Origin of the sequence: Caulobacter rhizosphaerae (genome assembly GCF_010977555.1) — a bacterium.
GTDB lineage: Bacteria > Pseudomonadota > Alphaproteobacteria > Caulobacterales > Caulobacteraceae > Caulobacter > Caulobacter rhizosphaerae.
Genome location: NZ_CP048815.1, coordinates 5,320,956 through 5,342,110 on the forward strand (window position 1 = coordinate 5,320,956; position 21,155 = coordinate 5,342,110).

At 70.0% G+C, this 21,155-nt stretch carries 21 protein-coding genes and 2 pseudogenes; 9 read left to right on the top strand and 14 right to left on the bottom strand.

What is annotated here, in order from left to right:
- The first annotated feature begins 72 nt into the window (after positions 1-72).
- The 4 genes from G3M57_RS24375 (at position 73) to mmcB (ending at position 2,862) form a co-directional block, all read left to right on the top strand.
- Positions 73-1,197 carry a ferritin-like domain-containing protein gene (locus G3M57_RS24375; RefSeq protein ID WP_056755963.1) on the top strand — a complete coding sequence of 375 codons (1,125 nt, stop codon included), beginning with the start codon at positions 73-75 and terminating at the stop codon, positions 1,195-1,197.
- Between the two features lie 99 nt (positions 1,198-1,296).
- The gene (locus G3M57_RS24380; RefSeq protein WP_163233368.1) at positions 1,297-1,824 is read left to right on the top strand and encodes a lipocalin family protein; all 528 of its coding nucleotides are present in this window, start codon (positions 1,297-1,299) and stop codon (positions 1,822-1,824) included.
- 5 nt (positions 1,825-1,829) lie between these two features.
- Positions 1,830-2,372, top strand: coding sequence for a lipocalin family protein (locus tag G3M57_RS24385; protein ID WP_163233849.1), 543 nt, complete (start codon positions 1,830-1,832; stop codon positions 2,370-2,372).
- A 31-nt stretch (positions 2,373-2,403) separates the two neighbouring features.
- A complete protein-coding gene (gene mmcB / locus G3M57_RS24390) occupies positions 2,404-2,862 on the top strand; it encodes a DNA repair putative endonuclease MmcB (protein ID WP_056755961.1) in 459 nt (152 codons plus the stop codon).
- 3 nt (positions 2,863-2,865) lie between these two features.
- Here the strand turns inward: mmcB and G3M57_RS24395 are convergent, their stop codons facing one another.
- Positions 2,866-3,162, bottom strand: a complete 297-nt coding sequence (locus G3M57_RS24395) for a hypothetical protein (protein ID WP_056755958.1) — start codon at positions 3,160-3,162, stop codon at positions 2,866-2,868.
- Between the two features lie 75 nt (positions 3,163-3,237).
- Entirely contained in the window at positions 3,238-5,112 is a 1,875-nt protein-coding gene (recQ, locus tag G3M57_RS24400; protein ID WP_188916184.1) for a DNA helicase RecQ, read from the bottom strand.
- A gap of 300 nt (positions 5,113-5,412) precedes the next feature.
- Between recQ and G3M57_RS24405 the strand changes: the two genes are divergently transcribed.
- Together G3M57_RS24405 and G3M57_RS28025 are read left to right on the top strand one after the other, a co-directional pair.
- Positions 5,413-7,377: a transglycosylase domain-containing protein gene (locus G3M57_RS24405; protein WP_056755955.1), complete on the top strand. Its 1,965-nt coding sequence runs from the start codon at positions 5,413-5,415 to the stop codon at positions 7,375-7,377.
- 187 nt (positions 7,378-7,564) lie between these two features.
- Positions 7,565-7,664, top strand: a pseudogene (locus tag G3M57_RS28025) (hypothetical protein); the annotation flags it as partial.
- 470 nt (positions 7,665-8,134) lie between these two features.
- On the opposite strand, the gene G3M57_RS24410 reads toward G3M57_RS28025, so the two are convergent.
- From G3M57_RS24410 to G3M57_RS24420, 3 genes are all read right to left on the bottom strand, one after another.
- A complete protein-coding gene (locus G3M57_RS24410; RefSeq protein ID WP_163233369.1) occupies positions 8,135-8,854 on the bottom strand; it encodes a YgjP family zinc-dependent metalloprotease in 720 nt (239 codons plus the stop codon).
- Between the two features lie 60 nt (positions 8,855-8,914).
- A complete protein-coding gene (locus G3M57_RS24415; RefSeq protein WP_056755950.1) occupies positions 8,915-10,168 on the bottom strand; it encodes a polyhydroxyalkanoate depolymerase in 1,254 nt (417 codons plus the stop codon).
- Positions 10,169-10,263: 95 nt separating this feature from the next.
- Positions 10,264-10,860 carry an SCO family protein gene (locus tag G3M57_RS24420; protein ID WP_163233370.1) on the bottom strand — a complete coding sequence of 199 codons (597 nt, stop codon included), beginning with the start codon at positions 10,858-10,860 and terminating at the stop codon, positions 10,264-10,266.
- Positions 10,861-10,915: 55 nt separating this feature from the next.
- Between G3M57_RS24420 and G3M57_RS24425 the strand changes: the two genes are divergently transcribed.
- Both G3M57_RS24425 and spdR read left to right on the top strand, forming a co-directional pair.
- Positions 10,916-12,325, top strand: a complete 1,410-nt coding sequence (locus G3M57_RS24425; RefSeq protein WP_163233371.1) for an ActS/PrrB/RegB family redox-sensitive histidine kinase — start codon at positions 10,916-10,918, stop codon at positions 12,323-12,325.
- An 88-nt stretch (positions 12,326-12,413) separates the two neighbouring features.
- Positions 12,414-12,971 carry a stationary phase response regulator transcription factor SpdR gene (spdR, locus tag G3M57_RS24430; protein ID WP_056755943.1) on the top strand — a complete coding sequence of 186 codons (558 nt, stop codon included), beginning with the start codon at positions 12,414-12,416 and terminating at the stop codon, positions 12,969-12,971.
- 3 nt (positions 12,972-12,974) lie between these two features.
- Here the strand turns inward: spdR and G3M57_RS28030 are convergent, their stop codons facing one another.
- The 9 genes and pseudogenes from G3M57_RS28030 to rdgB all read right to left on the bottom strand — a co-directional run bounded on the left by G3M57_RS28030 (position 12,975) and on the right by rdgB (position 20,494).
- The gene (locus tag G3M57_RS28030; protein WP_373287675.1) at positions 12,975-13,397 is read right to left on the bottom strand and encodes a magnesium chelatase subunit ChlI family protein; all 423 of its coding nucleotides are present in this window, start codon (positions 13,395-13,397) and stop codon (positions 12,975-12,977) included.
- 9 nt (positions 13,398-13,406) lie between these two features.
- Positions 13,407-14,524 (bottom strand): annotated as a pseudogene (locus tag G3M57_RS24435) (YifB family Mg chelatase-like AAA ATPase); the annotation flags it as partial.
- A 130-nt stretch (positions 14,525-14,654) separates the two neighbouring features.
- Positions 14,655-15,602 (bottom strand): glutathione synthase, encoded by a 948-nt coding sequence (gene gshB, locus G3M57_RS24440; protein WP_056755918.1) that lies wholly within the window; start codon positions 15,600-15,602, stop codon positions 14,655-14,657.
- A 231-nt stretch (positions 15,603-15,833) separates the two neighbouring features.
- Positions 15,834-16,100, bottom strand: coding sequence for a hypothetical protein (locus G3M57_RS24445; RefSeq protein WP_163233372.1), 267 nt, complete (start codon positions 16,098-16,100; stop codon positions 15,834-15,836).
- 461 nt (positions 16,101-16,561) lie between these two features.
- Positions 16,562-17,377, bottom strand: coding sequence for a SirB1 family protein (locus tag G3M57_RS24450; RefSeq protein ID WP_057185370.1), 816 nt, complete (start codon positions 17,375-17,377; stop codon positions 16,562-16,564).
- Entirely contained in the window at positions 17,374-17,781 is a 408-nt protein-coding gene (locus G3M57_RS24455; RefSeq protein ID WP_163233373.1) for a YraN family protein, read from the bottom strand. Before G3M57_RS24455 ends, G3M57_RS24450 begins: the two co-directional genes overlap by 4 nt.
- The gene (rsmI, locus tag G3M57_RS24460) at positions 17,778-18,647 is read right to left on the bottom strand and encodes a 16S rRNA (cytidine(1402)-2'-O)-methyltransferase (RefSeq protein WP_163233374.1); all 870 of its coding nucleotides are present in this window, start codon (positions 18,645-18,647) and stop codon (positions 17,778-17,780) included. The genes G3M57_RS24455 and rsmI overlap by 4 nt, the downstream gene beginning before the upstream one ends.
- 85 nt (positions 18,648-18,732) lie before the next feature.
- Positions 18,733-19,863: a radical SAM family heme chaperone HemW gene (gene hemW / locus G3M57_RS24465; protein ID WP_163233851.1), complete on the bottom strand. Its 1,131-nt coding sequence runs from the start codon at positions 19,861-19,863 to the stop codon at positions 18,733-18,735.
- A gap of 25 nt (positions 19,864-19,888) precedes the next feature.
- Positions 19,889-20,494 carry an RdgB/HAM1 family non-canonical purine NTP pyrophosphatase gene (gene rdgB / locus G3M57_RS24470; protein ID WP_056755900.1) on the bottom strand — a complete coding sequence of 202 codons (606 nt, stop codon included), beginning with the start codon at positions 20,492-20,494 and terminating at the stop codon, positions 19,889-19,891.
- 27 nt (positions 20,495-20,521) lie between these two features.
- Between rdgB and G3M57_RS24475 the strand changes: the two genes are divergently transcribed.
- Positions 20,522-21,112: a glutathione S-transferase N-terminal domain-containing protein gene (locus G3M57_RS24475; RefSeq protein WP_163233375.1), complete on the top strand. Its 591-nt coding sequence runs from the start codon at positions 20,522-20,524 to the stop codon at positions 21,110-21,112.
- The last annotated feature ends 43 nt before the right edge of the window (positions 21,113-21,155 follow it).

A 21,155-nucleotide genomic window follows, 5' to 3' on the forward strand; every position in this document is an offset into this window, starting at 1 on the left:
GGACAGTGTTCAGATAGGCAAGAGACCCGCGTTAGACGGATCCTGTCCAGACCCATTGGCGAGGAACTTCCCGTGACGGACAAGAACATCACCAAGGACGCCATGTACGACGCGGTGGCGCCGGACGACTTCGAGTCGATGCTCGAGCTGGACCGCTACAACAACCGCTCGACCGCCTTCGACAAGATCATTTCCGCGACCCACGACCACTTCTGGGATCCGCTGGACAAGGCCTATATCGACTATGACGAGCCGTTCGACATGGAGAACCAGGCGCTGGTTCCCGAGGATCTGGTCATCGCCCTGTCGACCGACTACGTCTCCAACCACCTCAGCGATCCCAAGCAGCGCATCCGCTTCATCAACCAGTCGGTGCTGCGCAGCTTCTCGTCGATCCTGCACGGCGAGCAGGGGGCGCTGAACCTGTCGGCCAGCCTGTGCCACGTGCTCAAGGACCAGGGCGCCCAGGAATACGCGGCCAACCAGACCCGCGAGGAGGCTCGGCACGTCACCGCCTTCGCCAAGTACATCAAGGCCCGCTGGGGCAAGCCGGTCGAATGCGGCCCGGCCCTGAAGACCCTGCTGGTCGAGATCATCGGCGCGCCCGAGGTCTACAAGAAGATCATCGGCATGCAGATGCTGGTCGAAGGCCTGGCCATGGGGGCCTTCGCCACCTTCTACACCCAGATCAACGATCCGCTGGGCAAGAAGATGCTGCAGCTGGTGATGACCGACGAGGCCTTCCACCACAAGTTCGGGAAGATCTGGGCCGACCGTACGGTGCCCAAGCTGACCCCCGAGGAGCACGCGATCATCGAGGACTGGGCGGCGCACTGCTTCCAGACCCTGCTGTTCAACCTGGTCTCACCGCACCAGCAGCTGGACCTCTACGCCGAGTTCGGCCTGGATCCCGACAAGGTGGTCGAGGAGTACGGGAAGATCATGACCGACGACCTGCGTCGGGAGAACATGAAGGAGCAGACCAACATCTTCCGGGTGCTGGTCAAGACGCTGCTCAACGCCGGCATCATCACCGAACGCACCAAGGCCTTCTACGCCATGTATGTCGACCTGGACGAGCTGAAGGGCGAGGGCGAGCGGATGGTCGGCGACGACATCGCCGAGGAGGGCATCCGCCACCTGCAGGCCATCAACTTCAGGGACCGCGCCACGCCGGTGACCATCGCCGCCGAATAGGCCGCCGCCGCACGACCGCCAGCGCCTCGCCGGAACTTCGGCGGGGCGCTTTGCGTTCCTGGCGTCCTTGGGGCAAGGTTTGGGGGCAAGATGGGCATCATGCACAGACTTACGATCCTGATCGCCGCGACCCTGCTCGCGACCCAGACGCCGGTCGCGGCCTGGGCGGCGGCTCAACAGCCGTCCAAGCCGGTGGCCGCCAGCTTCTATACCGGCAAGTGGTACGAGATCGCCCGCACGCCCAATTCGGGCCAGCGCGACTGCCAGGCCCCGACAACAGAGTTCACCGGCAAGGGCTCCGCTGGCTTCTCCGTGCACCAGGTCTGCCGCAAGGGCTCGGCCTCGGGCGCGGAAAAGGTGTTCGACACCACTGGCCAGATCGTCTCGGGAACCCAGAACGCCAAGTTCAAGATGAGCTTCCTGGGCGGCCTGAAAAAGCAGGAATACTGGGTGCTCGACCGGGCCGACGACCAGTCCTGGGCGATCATGGCCACGCCGGGCGGCAATTTCGTCTGGCTGCTGTCGCGCAAGCCAGTGATGGACGCGGCCGCCAAGGCCGCGGCCTTGGCGCGGGTCAAGGCCCTGGGCTACGCCAAGCTGGAATATCCGCAGCAGCCGCCGGCCTGACCGTGATCCGCCGCCTGCCGGGGCCGCTCGCCGCCGTCCTGCTGACCACGGCCTCCATCGCCGCCTGCGTGGCCGGGCCCAGCGGCAATTCGCATCCGCCGCGCCCGGCCAAGGCCGTCGACCTCGAGCGTTACGCCGGCCTCTGGTACGAGGCGGCGCGCTACGACATGCCGTTCGAGAGGGGCTGCGACGGGGTCACGGCGGTCTATTCCAAACGGCCCGACGGCCTGATCCGCGTGGTCAACACCTGCCATCAGGGCGGTCCGACCGGCCCCGTCAAGGTCAGCGAAGGCAAGGCCAAGGTCGCCGACCGGGCGACTGGAGCCAAGCTGAAGGTCTCGTTCTTCGGCCCGTTCTTCGTGGGCGACTACTGGGTGCTGGACCACGCCGACGACTACGGCTGGTCAATCGTCGGCGAGGGCTCGGGGCGCTATCTGTGGCTCCTGACCCGCAGGCCGCCGACCCCGGTGGAGTTGAAGGCGCTGATCGGGAGGGCCAGGGCGATGGGCTACGATACGTCGATGCTGCGGGTGACGAAGCACTCTTGATCCGCGAACAAAGCTGGAACATGGTTCCGGCATGGACGTCGTCATCGATCTTCGGCCTTCGCGGCCCGAGACCACCGGCCTGGTCACCCGCGGGGCCGGGCGGTTCCTGGTCTCGCTGGGCTATGCGCCCCTGGCCGAGGTGACCTTGCCCAACGGCCGCCGCGCCGACCTGATGGCCCTGGGCCCCAAGGGCGACGTGCTGATCGTCGAGGTCAAGTCGGGGCTGGAGGACTTCCGGGTCGACCGCAAATGGCCCGAATACGCCCCCTTTTGTGACGCCTTCTATTTCGCGGTGTCACCGGACTTTCCCGAGGGGATCCTGCCCGACGAGCCGGGGCTGATCGTCGCCGACGGCTTCGGCGGCGCGGTGGTGCGCGAGGCGCCGGTCGCCCCGCTGGCCCCAGCGCGGCGCAAGGCCCTGACCCTGGCCTTCGCCCGGCTGGCCGCGCTGCGGGCCGCCGGCGTCACCGCCGAGCGGCTGTCCCTGTAACGCCTAGCGGTCGAAGTTGCGGGCCAACAGGAAGCCGAACACCAGGCCGGCCACGAAGGTCCCGACCGCCAGGGCGACGGGATGCTCCTCGGCCTGCTGGTGGGCGACCTGAGCCTTTTCGGCGGTCCAGGTCTTGCCGATATCGGCCTTCTCCGCGGCGTAGGTCCGGGCGACCTCAGCCTTTTCGGCCACGGTCTCGACGGCCTTTTCGACGGCGGCCTTGGCGCGCTTCACGCCAGCCTGGGCTTTCGTCTTGGCGGAGGCCTTGGGGGCCGGAGTCTTGATCGTGAAGTCGGTCATGCGAAATCCCGTGGAATGAGGCGCCAGCCAGCCTAACACATCGCGCCGTGAAACGTTTCCCTGTCCGGCGCCAACTTAGTTGTCACGCACCACCTTCAGCACCGCCTCGCCATAGCGGTCCAGCTTGCCCTGACCCACCCCGCCGGCCTTGGCCAGGGCGGCGGCCGTGGCCGGGCGAGCGGCGGCGATCTCGGCCAGGGTGGCGTCGTGGAAGATCACATAGGGCGGCACGTGCTGCAGAGCCGCCTCCTCGCGCCGCCAGCTCCGCAGGGCCTCGAACAGGGCCTGGTCCTCCAGCGGCACGGTCAGGGCCTGGCGCTTGCGGGCCGTCTTGCCGGCGCCGGAACGTCCCGGACTGTCGGCCGTCGCCGCCTGCTGGCGCACCGAGACCAGCCGCTCGCCGCGATAGACCTGGCGCACGCCCTCGCCGTCGCCCAGGCCGATCAGCGGCCGGCCGTCATTGGGGTCCTCGCGCAGCAGGCCCTCGAACACCAGGGTGTCGATCAGGTCGCGCCAGCCCTGGGGGCTGAACTCCTTGCCGATGCCGAAGGTCGACATCGTCGCCTCCGCCTGGGTGACGTCCTTGGTCTTGCCCAGCAGGTGGTCGACCAGCCGGCCGCGCCCGAACCGTCCGCCCATCCGGTGGGCGGCCGACAGAGCCTTCTGCGCGGCCTGGGTGGCGTCGACGCCGGTCGGCGGCGAGACGCAGATGTCGCAGACCCCGCAACGCTCGACCCCCTCCTCGCCGAAATAGCGGCGGACGGCGGCGGCGCGGCAGGTGACGCCTTCCAGCATGGCGTAGAACTGGCGCAGCTTGCGCAGCTGCACGGCCTTGACCTCGTCGGGCGCGCTCTGGGCTTCGATCCGCCGCACGGCCCAGGCCAGGTCGGCCGAGCTGTAGAGGGTGATGCCCTCGGCCGGCTGGCGGTCACGGCCGGCGCGGCCGATCTCCTGCCAATAGGCCTCGATGGCGGCCGGCGGGTCGGCATGGATCACGAAGCGGACGTCGGGCTTGTCGACCCCCATGCCGAAGGCGATGGTCGCGACCATCACGGCCTCGTCGGCCTCCAGGAACTCCTCCAGCCGCCGAGCCCGCACGGCCTTGTCGAGGCCGGCGTGATAGGCCAGGGCGGGGATCCCTTCGGCGATCAGCTTCTCGGCCAGCTTCTCGGTGGAGTCCCGGCTGCCGGCATAGACGACCCCGGCGCGGTTGGGGCGCTCGGTGACCAGCTCGATGACCCGGTCGTGGCCCTTGCCCTTCTTGCGCTCGGCGTTCAGGGCCAGCTCGTGGCGGGCGAAGCTGTCGACGAACTCGGCCGCGCCCGAAAGGCGCAGCTCGGCGCGGATGTCGTCGCGGGTCCGGGCGTCGGCGGTGGCGGTGACGGCCAGGCGGGGGGCATGCGGAAACACCTCGGCCAGGCGGCCCAGCATGCGGTATTCAGGCCGGAAGTCGTGGCCCCACTGGCTGACGCAGTGGGCCTCGTCGACCGCGACCAGTGACAGGGGCAGGCGCGACAGCCGCTCCAGCATCGACGGCTGCATCAGGCCCTCGGGCGACAGATACAGCAGGTCCAGCACCCCGGCGTCGATCCGCCGCCAGATCTCGGCCCGCTCCCCCGGCAGGGTGTTGCTGTCCAGCCGCTCGGCCGCCACCCCGGCCTGCTGTAGGCCGGCCACCTGGTCGGCCATCAGGGCGATCAGCGGCGAGACCACCAGGCCCAGGCCCGGACGGACCAGGGCGGGGATCTGGTAGCACAGGCTCTTGCCGCCGCCGGTCGGCAGCACGGCCAGGGCGCTGCGCCCGGCCAGCAGCTCGCCGATCACCCCGGCTTGCAGGCCTCGGAAGTCCGCATGGCCGAAGGTGCGGCGCAGCACCTCGCGCGCCGCGTCGAGCGAGACGGCCGGCCCCGGCGCAGGGGCCCCGTATGCGGAATCAGGATGGTCGTACACAGGCGTCTTTTGACAGCGCGCGGGGGCCAGGCCAAGCGCGGCGCCATGATCCGGCCGCCAAAATCGGCTTGAAGGCTGACATCGGCTTCAACGGCCCCGCACGGAAGGTCGCCAGCATGTTCGCGCCGCGACCGGAGGGTGAAACGAACCATGAACACGCCCGGGGTGCAAGGGGGCGCGCGAGGCGGGTGAAGATGTGTTCATCTCTCGTCAATCTTGTCGCGCCTTCTGTGGGCATCGGCTAAACGAAGTGCGGCGCGGGCCCCGGGGCGACCGCGCGTTTGCGGGATTAAGGACGACATGGCCAACGGTACCTTCGGCGGGAACAAGCCGGCGAAGCCGCAACGCACGCCCCTGCAGGCGCTGCTCTACTGGACGGTCGTGCTGGGCGTCTGGGGCCTGATCTTCGTCGTCGCCTTCTTCGCGGTGTTCGCCAGCGACCTGCCCGACACCTCCAAGCTGTACGACGTCAAGCGCCAGCCCTCGATCAACTATCTGGACCGCTCGGGCGCCCTGCTGGCCGTGCGCGGCAGCCAGTACGCGCCGCCGGTCGACCTGGACGCCCTGCCCGACTACGTGCCGGCCGCCTTCGTCGCCATCGAGGACCGCCAGTTCTACCACCATATCGGCTTCAACCCGTGGGGCATCGCCCGCTCGCTGATCTGGAACCTGAGCCACGAGGGCGGCCCCCAGCGCGGCGGCTCGACCATCACCCAGCAGCTGGCCAAGAACCTGTTCCTCAGCCCGGCCCAGAACTATCGCCGCAAGGCCCAGGAGCTGATCCTGGCCGTCTGGCTGGAGCTGAAGTTCAGCAAGAAGCAGATCCTGGCCCTCTACATGAACCGGGTCTATTTCGGGGCCGGGGCCTATGGCATCGAGGCCGCCTCGCAGCGCTATTTCAACAAGCCCGCCTCGCAGCTGACCGTCGGCGAGGCCGCCCTGCTGGCCGGGCTGATGAAGGCCCCGGCCCGCTATTCGCCGGTCTCGGCCAGCGATCGCGCCGCCCGCCGCGCCACCATCGTGCTGGACGAGATGGTGCGGATGAAGGCCATCACCGCCGAGCAGCGCGACCAGGCCTTCGCCGAGCCGGTCCGCGTCTCGGCCACTCTGGCCAACCAGCGCGCCCAGTATTTCACCGACTATGTCGACGCCCAGGTGCGCTCGCTGGTCGGCGAACCCACCGAGGACCTGGTGGTCGAGACCACCCTGGACCTGCCGATCCAGGTCGCCGCCGAGCGTTCGGTGCAGACCGGCGTCGAGGGTCACAAGGGCCAGGGCGTGCAGCAGGCGGCCCTGGTGGCCATCGACGGCGAGGGCCGCGTTCGCGCCTATGTCGGCGGGGCCGACTACAGCGACAGCCAGTTCGACCGCGCCACCAGCGCCCGCCGCCAGGCCGGCTCGGCCTTCAAGCCGTTCGTCTACCTGACCGCCATGGACCAGGGCCGCAATCCCAGCGTCATGGTCGTCGACGAGCCGGTGAAGATCGGCAACTGGGAGCCCAAGAACTACACCAACAAGTACCTGGGCCCGATGACCCTGCAGACGGCTCTCGCCCAGTCGATCAACACGGTCGCCGCGCGCCTGGCCAGCGAGGTGGGCACCAGCAACGTCGCGGCCACCGCCCGCCGCCTGGGCATCACCAGCAAGATCCAGTTGGACCCGTCGATGGCCCTGGGCGCGGTCGAGGTCTCGCCGATGGAGATGGCCCAGGCCTACGCCCCGTTCTCGAACGGCGGCTTCCTGGCCAAGGGCTACGGCATCGAGCGGATCCGCACCACCAGCGGCAAGGTCCTGTACGACCACGGCGTCGACAAGGGCCAGCGCGCCCAGGTGATCGCCTCGCCCTCGCTGCAGTACATGAACCAGATGATGCGCCAGGTCGTGGCCGGCGGCACCGGCACGCGGGCCAAGGTCGAGGGCTACGACATCGCCGGCAAGACCGGCACCACCAGCGACTACCGCGACGCCTGGTTCGTCGGGTACACGGGCGGCTTCGTCACCGCGGTGTGGACCGGCAAGGACGACAACACCTCGATGAAGCGGGTGACCGGCGGCGGCGCCCCGGCCGAGATCTGGCGCAACTTCATGGCCGCGGCCTTGCCGCGCCTGAAGGCCACGCCGATCCCCGGCGGGGTGATCGAGCCGCCGGCTCCGGCCGGCGAGGACCCGATCGGCGACATCCTGAACCCGCCCGCCGCCCCCGAAGGCCCGGCCGCCGAAACCCCGCCGGCCGGAACGCCGGCGCCGGAGCAACTGCCCTACTGACATCGACCCTCCCCCCGTGGGGGAGGCGATCGCGTAGCGATCGGTGGGGGGCGTTTTAGGGTCGAAGATCCGGGTTGCGGCCATCGGCCGATCACTCCCCCCTCCGTCGGCTTCGCCGACACCTCCCCCACGGGGGAGAATCTTGGATGCACGGCTTCGCCGCCTCACGCGGTCTCCCGCTGAGCTGATGGAAAGGGACGCGGAGCGCCGGACATCGTCCGGAGTTTGAAAATGAATACCGTTTCGACGAAGCCCGATCGCTCCGCGCGGTCGTTATCCGGAAGCCCGCGGCGCTGAGCCCTGTTGGAGCCTCGCCGCCTTGAAGCCTCCGACGGGCGGGCCAGGTCAACGAACCCCGGTCCCGGACCGCGAGCGCGTCACCGCCCGCCTGTTGCTCAATCAGCCCTCGCGCCACGTCGTTTTTGTGTTCCAGGCCCGACCGGCTCCAGAGACGCGAGGTTTGGTCCCAAAAGACCGCCGACGGAGCTTCCCGCTCGATCGCCCCCCGCCGCCGCATCGGTCGCTGGCCATGCGCCCTTTCCCTGCGACGAGGTGAGATCAGGATAAGGGCGGTCTGGAGGGGTGGGGATCAAATTGGGTCGAGAAAGTTCAGGGCGTTGAAATCGCTGGGGTTCATGTCCGATACCCCGAGGATAAGCGCACGACTGGGGACACGCCCTTGCGGCGTGTCCCCAACCGCCTGACCCGTGCGAGACCTGGGGACACGCCGCAAGGGCGTGTCCCCGACAGGACGGCCCTAAGCCGAGATCGCGTGCAGTTCCGCGGCGTGGGCGCGCAGCCAGCGGCGGTGGGGGGCGGGGTCGCCGGCCAGTTGCTCGCAGAGCGCCCAGAAGCGCGGCCCGTGGTTGGCCTCGACCAGGTGGGCGCATTCGTGGGCCACGACATAGTCGGCCACCGCGAACGGGGCCAGGACCAGGCGCCAGCTGTAGCGGATCGCCGCCGGGTGGCCGGGACGGGCCGGGCGGCACGAGCCCCAGCGGGCCTTGGGGTCGGCGATCGCCACCGACGGCATGGGACGGTTAAGGGCGGCGGCGTGGTGGGCGGTGCGCTCGGTCAGGCGGACCAGGGCCTCGCGCTTGGCCAGGCGGATGATCTTCAGCGACCAGGTGCTGTCGTCGGGGGCGACCAGGGCCTCGTCGGTCATCTTCGGCCGGCCGGGGCCGACCTCCAGCCGGTAGGGCCGGCCCAGCAGGCGCAGGACCCCGCCGGGAGCGATGACCTGGCGGGTCGGCAGGGCGGCCAGCTGGCCGGCGATCCAGTCGGCCTTCTCATGGGCGAAGGCCACGGCTTCGGACAGCCGGCGCGGGGTGGGCGCCAGGGCCACGACCTCGGACTTGGCCCGGTCGACCCGCAGCGAAATCCGGCGCGCCCGGCCGTCGACCTTCAGCCGCACCGCGCAGCCGCGCACGTCCAGCCGGTCCCCATCGGCGTAGCGCTGCGGGCGGAAGAGGTTCATGTCCCCTAGATCGCCCCTGGCCGGGAGTCGCGCAAGGTCCTCCCCTGTGGGGGCAGGGCGCTAGCCGAAGTTCGGGTCGCTCTTGAGGATGAAGTCGCGGACCCGGGGATAGATCTCCTCGCGGAACCGGCGGCCGTTGAACACCCCGTAGTGGCCGACGTCCGGCTGGACGTAGTCCTCCTTCAGGGTCTCGGGCAGGGACGAGCACAGGCCATGGGCCGCCTGGGTCTGGCCGATGCCGGAGATGTCGTCGTTCTCGCCCTCGACCGTCATCAGGCCGATGTCGGTGATGGCCTGGGGATTCACCAGCCGGCCGCGATGGGTCAGCTCGCCCTTGGGCAGCAGGTGCTGCTGGAAGACGATGTCGATGGTCTGGAGGTAGAATTCCTCGGTCAGGTCCAGCACCGACAGGTACTCGTCGTAGAACTCCAGGTGCTTGTCGGCGCTGTCGCCGTCACCCTTCACCAGGTCCTGGAAGTAACGCTGGTGCGCCTGCTGGTGCTTCTCGGCGTTCATGCTCATGAAGCTGGCCAGCTGGACGAAGCCCGGATAGACGCGCCGGCCCATGCCTGGATAGGGCGGGGGCACGGTGTAGATCATGTTCGACTGGAACCAGGTGAACGGCTTTTCCTCGGCCAGCTGGTTGGTCACGGTCGGCGACAGGCGCGCGTCGATCGGCGAGCCCATGAAGGTCATGCTGGCCGGGCGCGAGGGATCGCCGTCTTCGGCCATCAGGGCCGCGGCGGCCAGGACCGGCGGGCCGGGCTGGCAGACGGCCACCACGTTGGGACGCGGCCCCAGGGCGGTCAGCATCTGGCGGATGTGATCGATATAGTCGTGGAAGTCGAAGCGGCCCTGCAGGACCGAGACCTCGCGGGCGTTGACCCAGTCGACGATGAACACCGCGTGGTCGGGCAGGAAAGCCTCGACCGTGCCGCGCAGCAGCGTCGCGTAGTGACCCGAGAGGGGCGCGACGATCAGCACGGCGGGATCCAGCTGGAACTTTCCGGCCCGGCGCATGTCGGCCATGTCGCGGTCGAACTGGATCAGCCGCGCCCACGGGCTTTCCCAGACGACCGTGGGGCGCACGCGCACGTCGACCTGGCCGATCTTGACGCTGTCGATGCGCCAGTCGGGCTTGCCGTAGCGGCGGGTGACGTTCGAGAACAGGTCGGCGCCGGCGTGGATGCGGCGGCCAAGATCGCTCTCGGCGGCCGGATTCAGGGGCGAGCCCCAGAAGTCACGGGCCGCGCGGGCCGCGAGGCGCAGGGGCGTGGAGGCGTAGAAACTGGCCTCGTGCAGGGCGTAGAGCATGGCGCATCCAGAATGTTGCGGTGCAACATAACACGCTCGGGCGGGGGAAAGTACAGTCTTCCGGTAGCGGTACAGCGTCGCGGAAGCGCCAGGCGCTAGCTGCGCCCTTCCATGGCGTCCCGGATCTGCCGCGCGATCTCATCGGGCGGCAGGTTGTAGGGGATCACTTTGACGAACCGACCCTTGGGATCCATCAGATAGACCGCCGTGGAATGGTCGACGCTGTAGTCGGGCCCCTCGCCGGCCTTCTTGTAATAGACCCGATAGGCCTTGGCGGCGGCCGCCGTCTGCTCGGGCGTGCCGGTCAGGCCGAGGATGGTCTTGGGCAGGGTGGGCCCCGACAGGAAGTCCTTGACCGCCTGCGGCTTGTCGCGGTCTGGATCCACCGAGATGAAGACGATCCTCAGGTCCTTGGCCTTGGGGCCCAGCTGGTCGCTGGCCGCGGCCAGGGCCTGCAGGGTGCCGGGGCAGACGTCCGGGCAGTAGGTGAAGCCGAAGAACACCGCGTTCCACTGGCCCTTCAGCGCCGCCTCGGTGGTCGGCTTGCCGTTCTGGTCGACCAGCTGGAACGGTCCGCCGACCAGGGACGGCGGCGGGGCCTTGTCCAGGACGCCCGTCCTGAGGATCAGCCCGCCCGCCACCAGCACCGCCAGCAGACCGGCCAAAATTGCAAGCAACCGATGACGCGGCATGGGCCTTGAACCTTTCGCTCTCGCCAGACGAGAATTTCTGGCCTTATGGTGCGACATGGCAGACGCGTCTCTCAAGAATGCGCCGCATAGTTCGCCTCGGTCGGGGCTCGATAGGCCTGACGTCGAGGCGGCGCAAGACGAGGACTGGTCCTGGGCGGGGCCAGGACTGCGTCGTGGACGCCTGAGGGTTCGCACCCTGATCACCCAGCGCTGGCTGATGGTGATCGGCCAGACCACCGCCGTCCTGGTCGCCGGCCTGGTCCTGGACCTGAAGGTGCCCTTCGCCCTGTGCTTTTCCCTGATCGCCCTGTCGGCCTGGCTGAACGTGCTGATCGGCCTGGCGTTCGGCGGCCAGCGGATGGCCCGCGAGGGCGAGGCCACGGCCCAGATCGCCTTCGACACCCTGCAGCTGGCGGGGATGCTTTACCTGACCGGCGGGATCGTCAATCCGTTCTCCCTGCTGCTGATCGCCCCCGTCACCCTGGCGGCCGCCACCCTGCCGGCCCGGTTCGCCGTGCCGATCGGGGCCCTGGCGGTGGCCGCCTGCCTGGTGCTGACCTTCTTCTTCCTGCCCGTGCCCTACCCGCCGTCGGCGGGGCCGGGACCCACGCCCGGCGGCCTGACCCTGATGACCATCGTGCTGGCGCGGATCCTGGGCATCGCCCTGACCGGGGCCTACGCCTGGCAGGCGGCGACCGAATCGGCGCGGATGGAGCTGGCGCTGAACGTCACCGAGACGGTGCTGGCCCGCGAGCAGCGGCTCTCGGCCCTGGGCGCCCTGGCCGCCGCGGCCGCCCACGAGCTGGGCACGCCCCTGGCCACCATCTCGGTCGTGGCCCGCGAGATGGTCCGCAACGCCCCGGACGAGCAGACCCGCGAGGACGCCGAGCTGATGATCGGCCAGGCCGCGCGCTGCCGCGAGATCCTGGCCCGGCTGACCGAGATGCCCGAGGCCAAGGACGCCGTGCACGAGCGCATCAGCCTCACCCAGCTGGTGCACGAGGTGATCGAGCCGCACATGATCCACGGCATCCGGGTCGAGGCGGTGGTCAACGGCCCGCCGGGCGATTCGGCCCCCGACATCTGGCGGCGCGCCGAGATCCTCCACGCCCTGACGACCATCGTCGAGAACGCCGTCGATTTCGCTCGGGCCGAGGTCATCGTCGTGGCCCGCTTCGACGCCCGGGCGGTGGTGATCGAGGTGCGTGACGACGGGCCGGGCTTCTCGCCCGAGATCCTGGCCAAGCTGGGCGAGCCCTATGTGACGTCCCGTCCGGGGGCCGAGGGCTCGCGGACCGGCCACATCGGCATGGGCCTGGGCTTCTTCATCGCCAAGACGCTGCTGGAACGAACCGGGGCGAGCGTGGATTTCAAGAACGGACGGCGCGGCGGCGCGGTGGTCGCCGCGCGCTGGCCGAGGTCGGCGCTGGAGGCGCCGGCGATCATCGGAGCGAGCGAGCTGTAATGAAACACTTGCGACACTCGCGAATTGGGCAACAAGATGGCTCGCTCGTGGCCTGGTTGAGTGTCGGCGTTGGGAGGCGCTGAAGTTCATGGCGGATATCGGTGAAATGGTCGCGGCCCTGCCCGACAAGTCCCTGCTGCTTCTCGACGACGACGCGCCCTTGCGGACGCGGCTGGGTCGCGCGCTGGAACAGCGCGGGTTCGCGGTGACGCTCTGCGCCTCGGTCGCCGAGGCGATGAGCGCCCTGCGAAATCAGGCGCCGGCCCACGCCGTGCTCGACATGCGGCTGGAGGACGGCACGGGGCTGAAGGTGGTCGAGGCCGTGCGCGACGTGCGGCCGGACGCCAAGGTCATCATGCTGACCGGCTACGGCAACATCGCCACCGCCGTCGCGGCCGTGAAGGCCGGGGTGATCGACTACCTGTCCAAGCCGGCCGACGCCGACGACGTGGCCCGCGCCCTGCTGGCCGCCAAGGACGCCGCCCCGGCCCCGCCGGAAAACCCGATGAGCGCCGACCGCGTACGCTGGGAGCACATCCAGCGGGTCTACGAGATGTGCGGCCACAACGTGTCGGAGACCGCCCGGCGGCTGAACATGCACCGGCGGACCCTGCAGCGGATCCTGGCCAAGCGGGCGCCGCGGTAAGTCCTAGACCACCCCCTCGCCCGCCGCCGCGCCCAGGGCGCTGGTGCGCCGGTGGGCCAGGGCCTCGGCCACGTGCACGCGGCGCACGCCGGCCGCGCCCTCCAGGTCGGCGATGGTGCGGGCCAGGCGCAGCACGCGGGTCCAGCCGCGGGCGCTGATCTGGCCGGCCTCTGCGGCCCGGGCCAGCAGGCCGCGTCCGGCCTCGTCCAGGTCGGCGATCCGCTCCAGATAGCGCCCCTCGGCCCGGCCGTTCAGCGCCTCGGCGCCCATCGGCGCGTTCGGGATCGCCTCGGCCCGCTCCAGCTGCAGCCGCCGGGCCCGGGCGACCCGGGCGGCGGCCTCGGCCGTGCCCTCGGACGGCGGCGGCAGGGCCAGGTCCGCGGCGGTGACGGCGGGCATGTCGACGGCCAGGTCGATGCGGTCCATCAGCGGCCCGCTGACCCGGCCCTGGTAGTCGCGCAGGCAGCGCGGGGCCTTGCCGCACGCCCCGCGCCCGGCCCCGCCGTGGCCGCAGCGGCAGGGGTTCATCGCCGCCACCAGCTGCACCCGGGCCGGATAGCGGACATGGGCGTTGGCCCGCGCCACCATCACCTCGCCGGTTTCCAGCGGGCCCCGCAGGCTATCCAGGGCCTGGACGCCGAATTCGGGCAGTTCATCAGGAACAGCACGCCGTTGTGGGCCAGCGACACCTCCCCCGGCTTGGCCTTCAGCCCCCCGCCGGTCAGGGCGGCCATCGAAGCGCTGTGGTGCGGGGCGCGGTAGGGCCGGGCCCGGGTCAGGGTGCCCTTGGCGATCAGCCCCGCCACCGAATGGACCATCGAGGTCTCCAGCAGCTCGTGCGAGCTCAGGGGCGGCAGCAGTCCGGGCAGGCGCTGGGCCAGCATCGACTTGCCCGAGCCGGGCGGTCCGCAGAACAGCAGGTTGTGCGAACCGGCGGCGGCGATCTCCAGCGCCCGCTTGGCGTGCTCCTGGCCCTTGACGTCGCGCAGGTCCTTGGCCGCCTCGCCCTCGATCACCGGGCCCGGCGACGGGGCCGACAGCAGCTGGCCGCCCCGGAAGTGGTTGATCAGCGCCACCAGCGAGCGCGGCGCCAGGATCCGCGTGCCGCCCGCCCAGGCCGCCTCCGGCCCGCAGGCCTCGGGGCAGATCAGGCCGAGGTCCATGGCCCCGGCCGCCATGGCCGCCGGCAGGGCCCCGGCGCAGGCCGCGATCCGTCCGTCCAAGGACAGTTCACCCATCGCCGCCCAGCCGTCCAGGGCGTCGATCGGGATCACGCCCATGGCCGCCATCACCGCCAGGGCGATCGGCAGGTCGTAGTGCGAGCCCTCTTTCGGGAGGTCGGCGGGGGCTAGGTTGGCGACGATGCGCTTGGGCGGCAGGGCCAGGCCCAGGCCGGCGAACGCGCCGCGCACCCGCTCCTTGCTCTCGGCCACGGCCTTGTCGCCCAGGCCGACGATCACCATGACCTGGGCGCCGCCCGTCAGCTGCACCTCGACGTCGACCCGGCGCGCCTCGACGCCTTCGAACGCAACCGTCACGACCCTTGCCGCCATTGGCTTTCCCGTCCCGTTGCCCACCGTTTTATCCACAAGCCAATCATGGCCGTTGGAGCGGAGCAAGAACGAAAAACGAACGTTTCAGGAAAGTGTGACGATTCAGTCGTCTATACGACGTTCCTAATCCTCAGGTGGAGCTCAGTTCGGCGATCCGATCCCAGAGGATCGCGGCGGCGTCGGCGCCGCCGAACCGCTTGAGCTGCTGGGCGCCGGTCGGCGAGGTGACGTTGATCTCGGTCAGGTATTCTCCGATCACGTCGATGCCGACGAACAGCAGGCCGCGCTTCTTCAGTTCCGGGCCGATGATCGCGCAGAGCTCGAGGTCGCGCGGGGTCAGCTCCACCGCCTCGGCCCGGCCGCCGACGCGGAGGTTGGACCGCACCTGGCCGGCGGCCGGCACGCGGTTGACCGCGCCGACCGGCTCGCCGTGCACCAGCAGGATGCGCTTGTCGCCCTTGCTGACGGCCGGGACGAACTTCTGGGCGATCACCTGCTCGCGGCCGATCATGGCGTGAAGTTCCAGCAGGGCGTCCAGGTTGGGGTCGTCGGCCAGCAGCCGCGCCACGCCCGACCCGCCGCCGCCGTAGAGCGGCTTGAGCACGATGTCGCCGTGCCGGGCGCGGAAGTCGTAGATCGCCTGGTGGTCGCTGGTGATCAGGGTCGGCGGCTGGACGCCGGGGAAGTCAGTGACGAACAGCTTCTCCGGGGCGTTGCGCACCTCGGCCGGATTGTTGACCACCAGGGTGTGCGGATGGACCTTCTCCAGGAAGTGGGTGGCGGTGATGTAGGCCATGTCGAACGGCGGATCCTGGCGCATCAGCACCACGTCGACGTCGTCCTTCATGTCCAGGATCACGGTCTCGCCCAGCTGCGCATGGGCGCCCTGGGTCTTGGTCAGGGTCAGCGGCTGGGCGCGGGCGAACACCCGGCCGTCCTCCATCGACAGCTTGTCGGGGGTGTAGAACCACAGCCGGTGGCCGCGCTGCTGGGCTTCCCACATCATCAGGAAGGTGGTGTCGGTTTCGATGTTGATCCCCAGCACGGGATCCATCTGGACGGCGACTCTCAGCGACATGACGACTCCGGTGTGGCTTGGGCCGAGCGTACAAGCTCCCGCCCGGCGACTGCCTAGTTAAGGCGGCGGGCGGGCGAATGCGAGGGGTGACTTCTCGGTCGAGGCGCGTCCGAGACAGGTGTACGGGCAGGCCAAGACCGCGATCTTGCCCGCCCGCGATCCGGCGTCCGATTTCCAGCGCCAAGCTTCCGTCCGGTCATGACCCGTTGCGGACCTTTGAAGGGCGGTCTCCTACTGCTTCGGCGGAGTCGTAATTTCGATCTCGCTGCCAATGGGCGCGTCCAACTTGGATACCCCGCGCAGCAAGAACGCCTCTGTCTCCTGGACGACAGGCTGACGCCGGAGCAGCCACTCCTTGTATGCGATTGCTGTGAATGTGACGCCGTCTGAGCGTGTAATCGTCGCCGCAAGTTCAGCGCCAACAGGCAAGTTTGTGATCTCGTCGATCGCGACCGCCAAACCGCGACCGGTTATCTCAAAGGTGTCCACGATCTTCATTCGTGAACCATGCCCTGCCTTACTTACGCTTCCCACCCTAGTTGGAAGTTCCGGGAGTCAGAGGAGCGGCGCCCCGCACCGCTTGTGGAGACAAGGCTTCCAATTCCAAAAGCCGTCCTTGCGCCAAGCAATTTCGCTTCCGCCGTTCGCCAAAAGCCGCTCGCGACATTGCCAGCAGCGCAGCTGCCACATCAAAAATCCGACGACCGGTAGCCCGATCACCCAGATCGGTATGAGCAACTTGGGCTCGAATAGCGCAGCCACAAAAACGCAGCTCGCGAAGATCGCCGCAGTGAGCTGCGTGCGCCTCCAGCGCCGCATAAAATCGGTTCTGCCATCCATCCCTTCTGGATAGCAGCGCTTTCACGAAGAGTCCGCAACCACCCTTGGCTGAAATTCGCGAAGTCCGCTTTCCGCGCGGGTCGGGGAACATGCACATGCGCCTGTCCCTAGTCCGCTCGCTAGTTCAGGCGCAGCCGCATCCGTTCCCGCGCCGCCCGCGCGGCGATGGTCGCGCCGCCGTCCAGGACTTGGGCGCGGGACAGGGCCTGCAGGGCGCCGGCCAGGGCGCCCTGGCCCTCGCGGGCGGCGGCGACGTCCAGCCAGGGATGGTGGTCGGTGGGGTCCAGCAGGGCGCGGCGCAGGGCCGAGCGCTCGGCCCTGGCCCAGTCGCGGGCCTGCTGGGCGCGGGCGAAGATGTTGTTCTGCAGGCGGATCAACACGGCCCGGTCCGGGATCGGGCTCATCAGCACGTCCAGCTTGGCGGCGACGTCGGGCATCAGGCCGGTGCGCAGGGCCCGCCGCGACAGCTCGGACGGCAGCACCACCCGGCCCTCGCTGAACGGGTCGAGCGCCAGGGGGCCTTCCTCGGTCTCGATGCGCAGCAGGAAGTGGCCCGGGAAATCGACGCCGTGCAGGTCCAGGCCGCAGGCCCGTCCGGCGTGCAGGTAAAACACCCCCAGGGTGACGGGCAGGCCCTTGCGGCGTTCGGCGACGGCGACCACGTCGGCGTTGTCGGGATGGTCGTAGGTGATCAGGTCGCCCGACAACCGCAGGTCGCCAGCCATGGTCTCGGCCAGGGCCTCTTCCGGCGACTCGTCCTTCAGCCGCTGGGTCAGCCGGTCGATCGAGGCCTTGGCCATGTCCAGCACGGGGGCGAGGTCGCGGTCGGGGTCGTCGTGCACGGCGCAGGCCAGGGCCGCCTCGAACAGCGGAAAGGCCTTGTCCGACCGCTCGCCGGCCTGGGTCAGCAGGGCTTCGGCCTCTTCGCGCGTCATTGATCACCCATCCACGCGTTGACGACGTGACGCGGGCGGCGGCCGGGCGCGAGGGCGATCAGGTCAAGCCGGACCACGGCGCCGCGCAGGCCGGCGCGGTGCGCGGCGATGTGCGCGCCGGCGCGGCGCAGGCGGGCCCGCTGCTCGTAGGTCACCGCTTCCAGCGCCGCCTCCAGACTGGTCCTGCTCTTGACCTCCACAACGGCCAGCACGCCGCCGCGTTGCGCCAAGAGGTCGATCTCGCCCAGCGGCGTGGCCAGGCGGAAACCGAGGATACGATAGCCCTTGGCCATCAGCCACAGGGCCGCGACCACCTCGGCGCGACGTCCCGACAGCCGCGCGGCCGCGCCCCGGGCCTGTCTCTGGGCCTGCCGTTCCGGACGGGCGGGCCGGACGGCGCTCATCCGGCCGCCTTCATGGCCAGGGCCTGGCGGTAGAGGTCCTTGCGCGACAGGCCCAGGGCCTTGGCCACTTCGGAGGCCGCCTCGCCCAGCGGCAGGCGGGTCATGGCCTCGCGCAGGGCGGCCTCGGCGTCGTCGGCCGAGGCGACCTCGTCCTCGCCCGGCCCGACCAGGATGACGATCTCGCCCTTGGGCGCCTCGAACCGCGGGTCGGCGGCCAATTCGTCGAGCGGACCGCGGACACACGTCTCGTAGAGTTTGGTCAGTTCGCGGGCCACCGCGCCGGGCCGTGGGCCGAACACGGCGGCCATGTCGGCGAGGCTGTCGGCCACCCGCGAGGCGCCCTCGTAGAAGATCAGGGTGGCGCGGACGTTGGCCAGCTCCTCGAAGAACGTCCGGCGCGCGGCGGTCTTGGTCGGCGGGAAGCCGGCGAACAGGAAGCGGTCGGTGGGCAGGCCGGCCAGGGTCAGGGCGGCCAGGGCCGCCGAGGCGCCGGGGATCGGGAACACCGGCAGACCGGCCGCGATCGCCGCCTGGGCCAGGCGCAGGCCGGGGTCGGAGACCATGGGCGTGCCGGCGTCGGAGACCAGGGCGATCCGCTCGCCCGCTTCAAGCCGTTCCAGGATGCGCGGCGTCTCGCGGTCGGCGACATGCTCGTCATAGCGCTGCAGCCGCTTGGAGATGGCGTAGGCGGCCAACAGCTTGCCCGACACCCGGGTGTCCTCGGCCAGCAGGACGTCACAGCCGGCCAGGACATCGAGCGCTCGCAGGGTGATGTCGCGCAGGTTCCCGATCGGCGTCGCCACGAGGTAGAGCCCGGGCGCCAGCGGCGCATCGGACAGAACGGGCGGGGCAAGCTGGCGGCTCAAGGGCGGACTTTCAACACGAGGCTGGCGACACAGGACTGGCCGACGCGGACTGAGCGGCCACGAAGCGGCGCGCGCACAAGGGTTATCAGGTCGCGAGCGTTCCTGTCAGCCGGTCCAGCACCAGACGTCCGGATCGGGTGGCGCGCAGGCGCAGGGGATCATCGGCCAGAAGGCCCGACTCCACCAGAGATTTCACCTTCGGCGTGTCCGGCGACAGGCCCAGGGCGGCGATCTCGGCGAAGCTCACCCCGTCGTCGATGCGTAGGCCCAGCAGCAGGCGTTCCTCGGCGGCCTCCAGGGCGGTGAGGGTCTCGCGCTCGAAGCCGACGCCGGTTTCGGCGACCGCCTGGATGTAGTCGGCGATCCCGCGCCGGGCGGTGGTGGCCAGCTTTCCGTCGGCGAGGGTCAGGCGGCCGTGGGCGCCGGGCCCGACGCCGACATAGTCGTGGCCGCGCCAGTAGACGAGGTTGTGGCGCGAGCGGGCCGCCTCGCCCCGGGCGTGGTTGGAGACCTCGTAGGCGTCGAAGCCAGCCGCCTCCAGCACCGCTTGGGTGGTCTCGAACAGAGCAGCGGCCAGATCCTCGTCGGGAACGACCAGCTTGCCGCGCCCCACTGCCCGATCGAAGGCGGTGCCGGCCTCGATGGTCAGCTGGTAGGGCGAGACGTGCTCGGGGCCCAGGGCCAGCAGTTCGGAAAGCTCCCGGGTCCAGGCCTCGACGGTCTGGCCGGGCCGGGCGTAGATCAGGTCGGCCGACAGGCGCGGGAAGGCCCGGGCCGCCACGGCGATCGCCCGCCGGGCCGAGCCGGCGTCGTGGTTGCGGCCCAGCAGGGCCAGGGCCCTGTCGTCCAGGGCCTGGACCCCCAGCGACAGCCGCGCCACCCCCGCCGCCGCCAGGGCGTCGAAGCGGTCGGTCTCGGCGTCGGTGGGATTGGCCTCGAGGCTGATCTCCAGGTCGCCGGCCGGCGTCCACAGCGCCTTGGCCGCCTCGATCACCCGGGCCACCTGGGCGGGGTCCATCAGCGAGGGCGTGCCGCCGCCGAAGAAGATCGACAGCAGGGTCCGCGGACCGGTCAGGGCGCGCTGGGCCGTCAGGTCGGTGACGATGGCGTCGGCCAGGGCCGCCTGCTCGTCGGTCCTGCCGCGGTCGCGGACGACGTTGAAATCGCAATAGGGACAGATCCTGGCGCAGTAGGGCCAGTGGACGTAGACGCCCAGCGGCGGCCCAGCGCGCTGCGGGGTGTCACTCAAACAGCGCCGCCTTCAGCTTTTCGAACGCCACGGCCCGGTGGCTCATGGCGTCCTTGGCGGCCGGCTCCAGCTCGCCGAAGGTCTGGTCGAAGCCGGCGGGGATGAAGATCGGGTCGTAGCCGAAGCCCCGGTCGCCGCGCGGCGGGAAGGTCAGGGTCCCGTGGACCTCGCCCTGCACCACCACCGCCGGCCCGCCGTTCGGCCAGGCCACGGCCAGGGCGCAGGTGAACCAGGCGGAGCGATCCTGCGAGCCGGTCTCCTCCACCCGCTCGGCGACCTTGTCCATGGCCGAAGCGAAGTCCTTGCCGGGGCCTGCCCAGCGGGCCGAATAGATGCCCGGCGCGCCATCCAGGGCCGCGACCGACAGGCCCGAATCGTCGGCCAGGGCGATCTGGCCCGACAGGTCGGCGGCGTGGCGGGCCTTGAGCAGGGCGTTGCCGACGAAGGTCGTCTCGGTCTCGTCCGGCTCGGGCAGGCCCAGGGCCCCGGCCGCCAGCACCTCGAACCGGCCGTCCAGCAGGGCCGCCAGTTCCTTGGCCTTGCCAGGGTTGTGCGTGGCGGCGACAAGCTTCGTTCCAGTTTCCAGCTTCAGCGTCATCGCGCGACTCCTTTCCAGGGCAAGACCATGCAGCTTCTCTACTCCCCCATGTCGCCCTTCGCCCGCAAGGTTCGCGTGATCGCTTTCGAACTGGGCCTGGCCGAGCGGCTGGCGCTGACCCTCGCCAGTCCCTTCACCGACGAGAGCGTGCGGGCGATCAATCCGCTGTCGAAGATCCCGGTGCTGATCCTGGACGACGGCCCGCCGATCTTCGACTCGCCGGTGATCTGCGAATACCTGGAGCACCTGGCCGGCCGGTCCCTGACGCCCGCCGCCGGTCCGGACCGCTGGGCCGCCCTGACCGTCCAGGCCATGGCCGACGGCATGGGCGACGCCGCCGTGGCCATCGTCCGCGAGCGCCTGCGCGAGGGTCCGCACCGCCAGGACCTGTTCGACCGCCAGGGCGCGGTGCTGGTGGCCGCCCTGGACCTGCTGGAGCGCCGGACGCCGCCCAGCGACCGCTTCGAGATCGGCGAGATCGCGGTCGCCGCCCAGTTGGCCTACCTGGATGGCCGGCAGGTGATGGACTGGCGCCAAGGCCGGCCGAACCTCGCCGCCTGGTACGAAACCGCCAGTCGCCGGAGCGCGATGGTGGCCACGGCGCCACACCTCGCATAATCCGTTCGGTGAGCGCGATCATTGCTAAAGTTTAATATCGTTT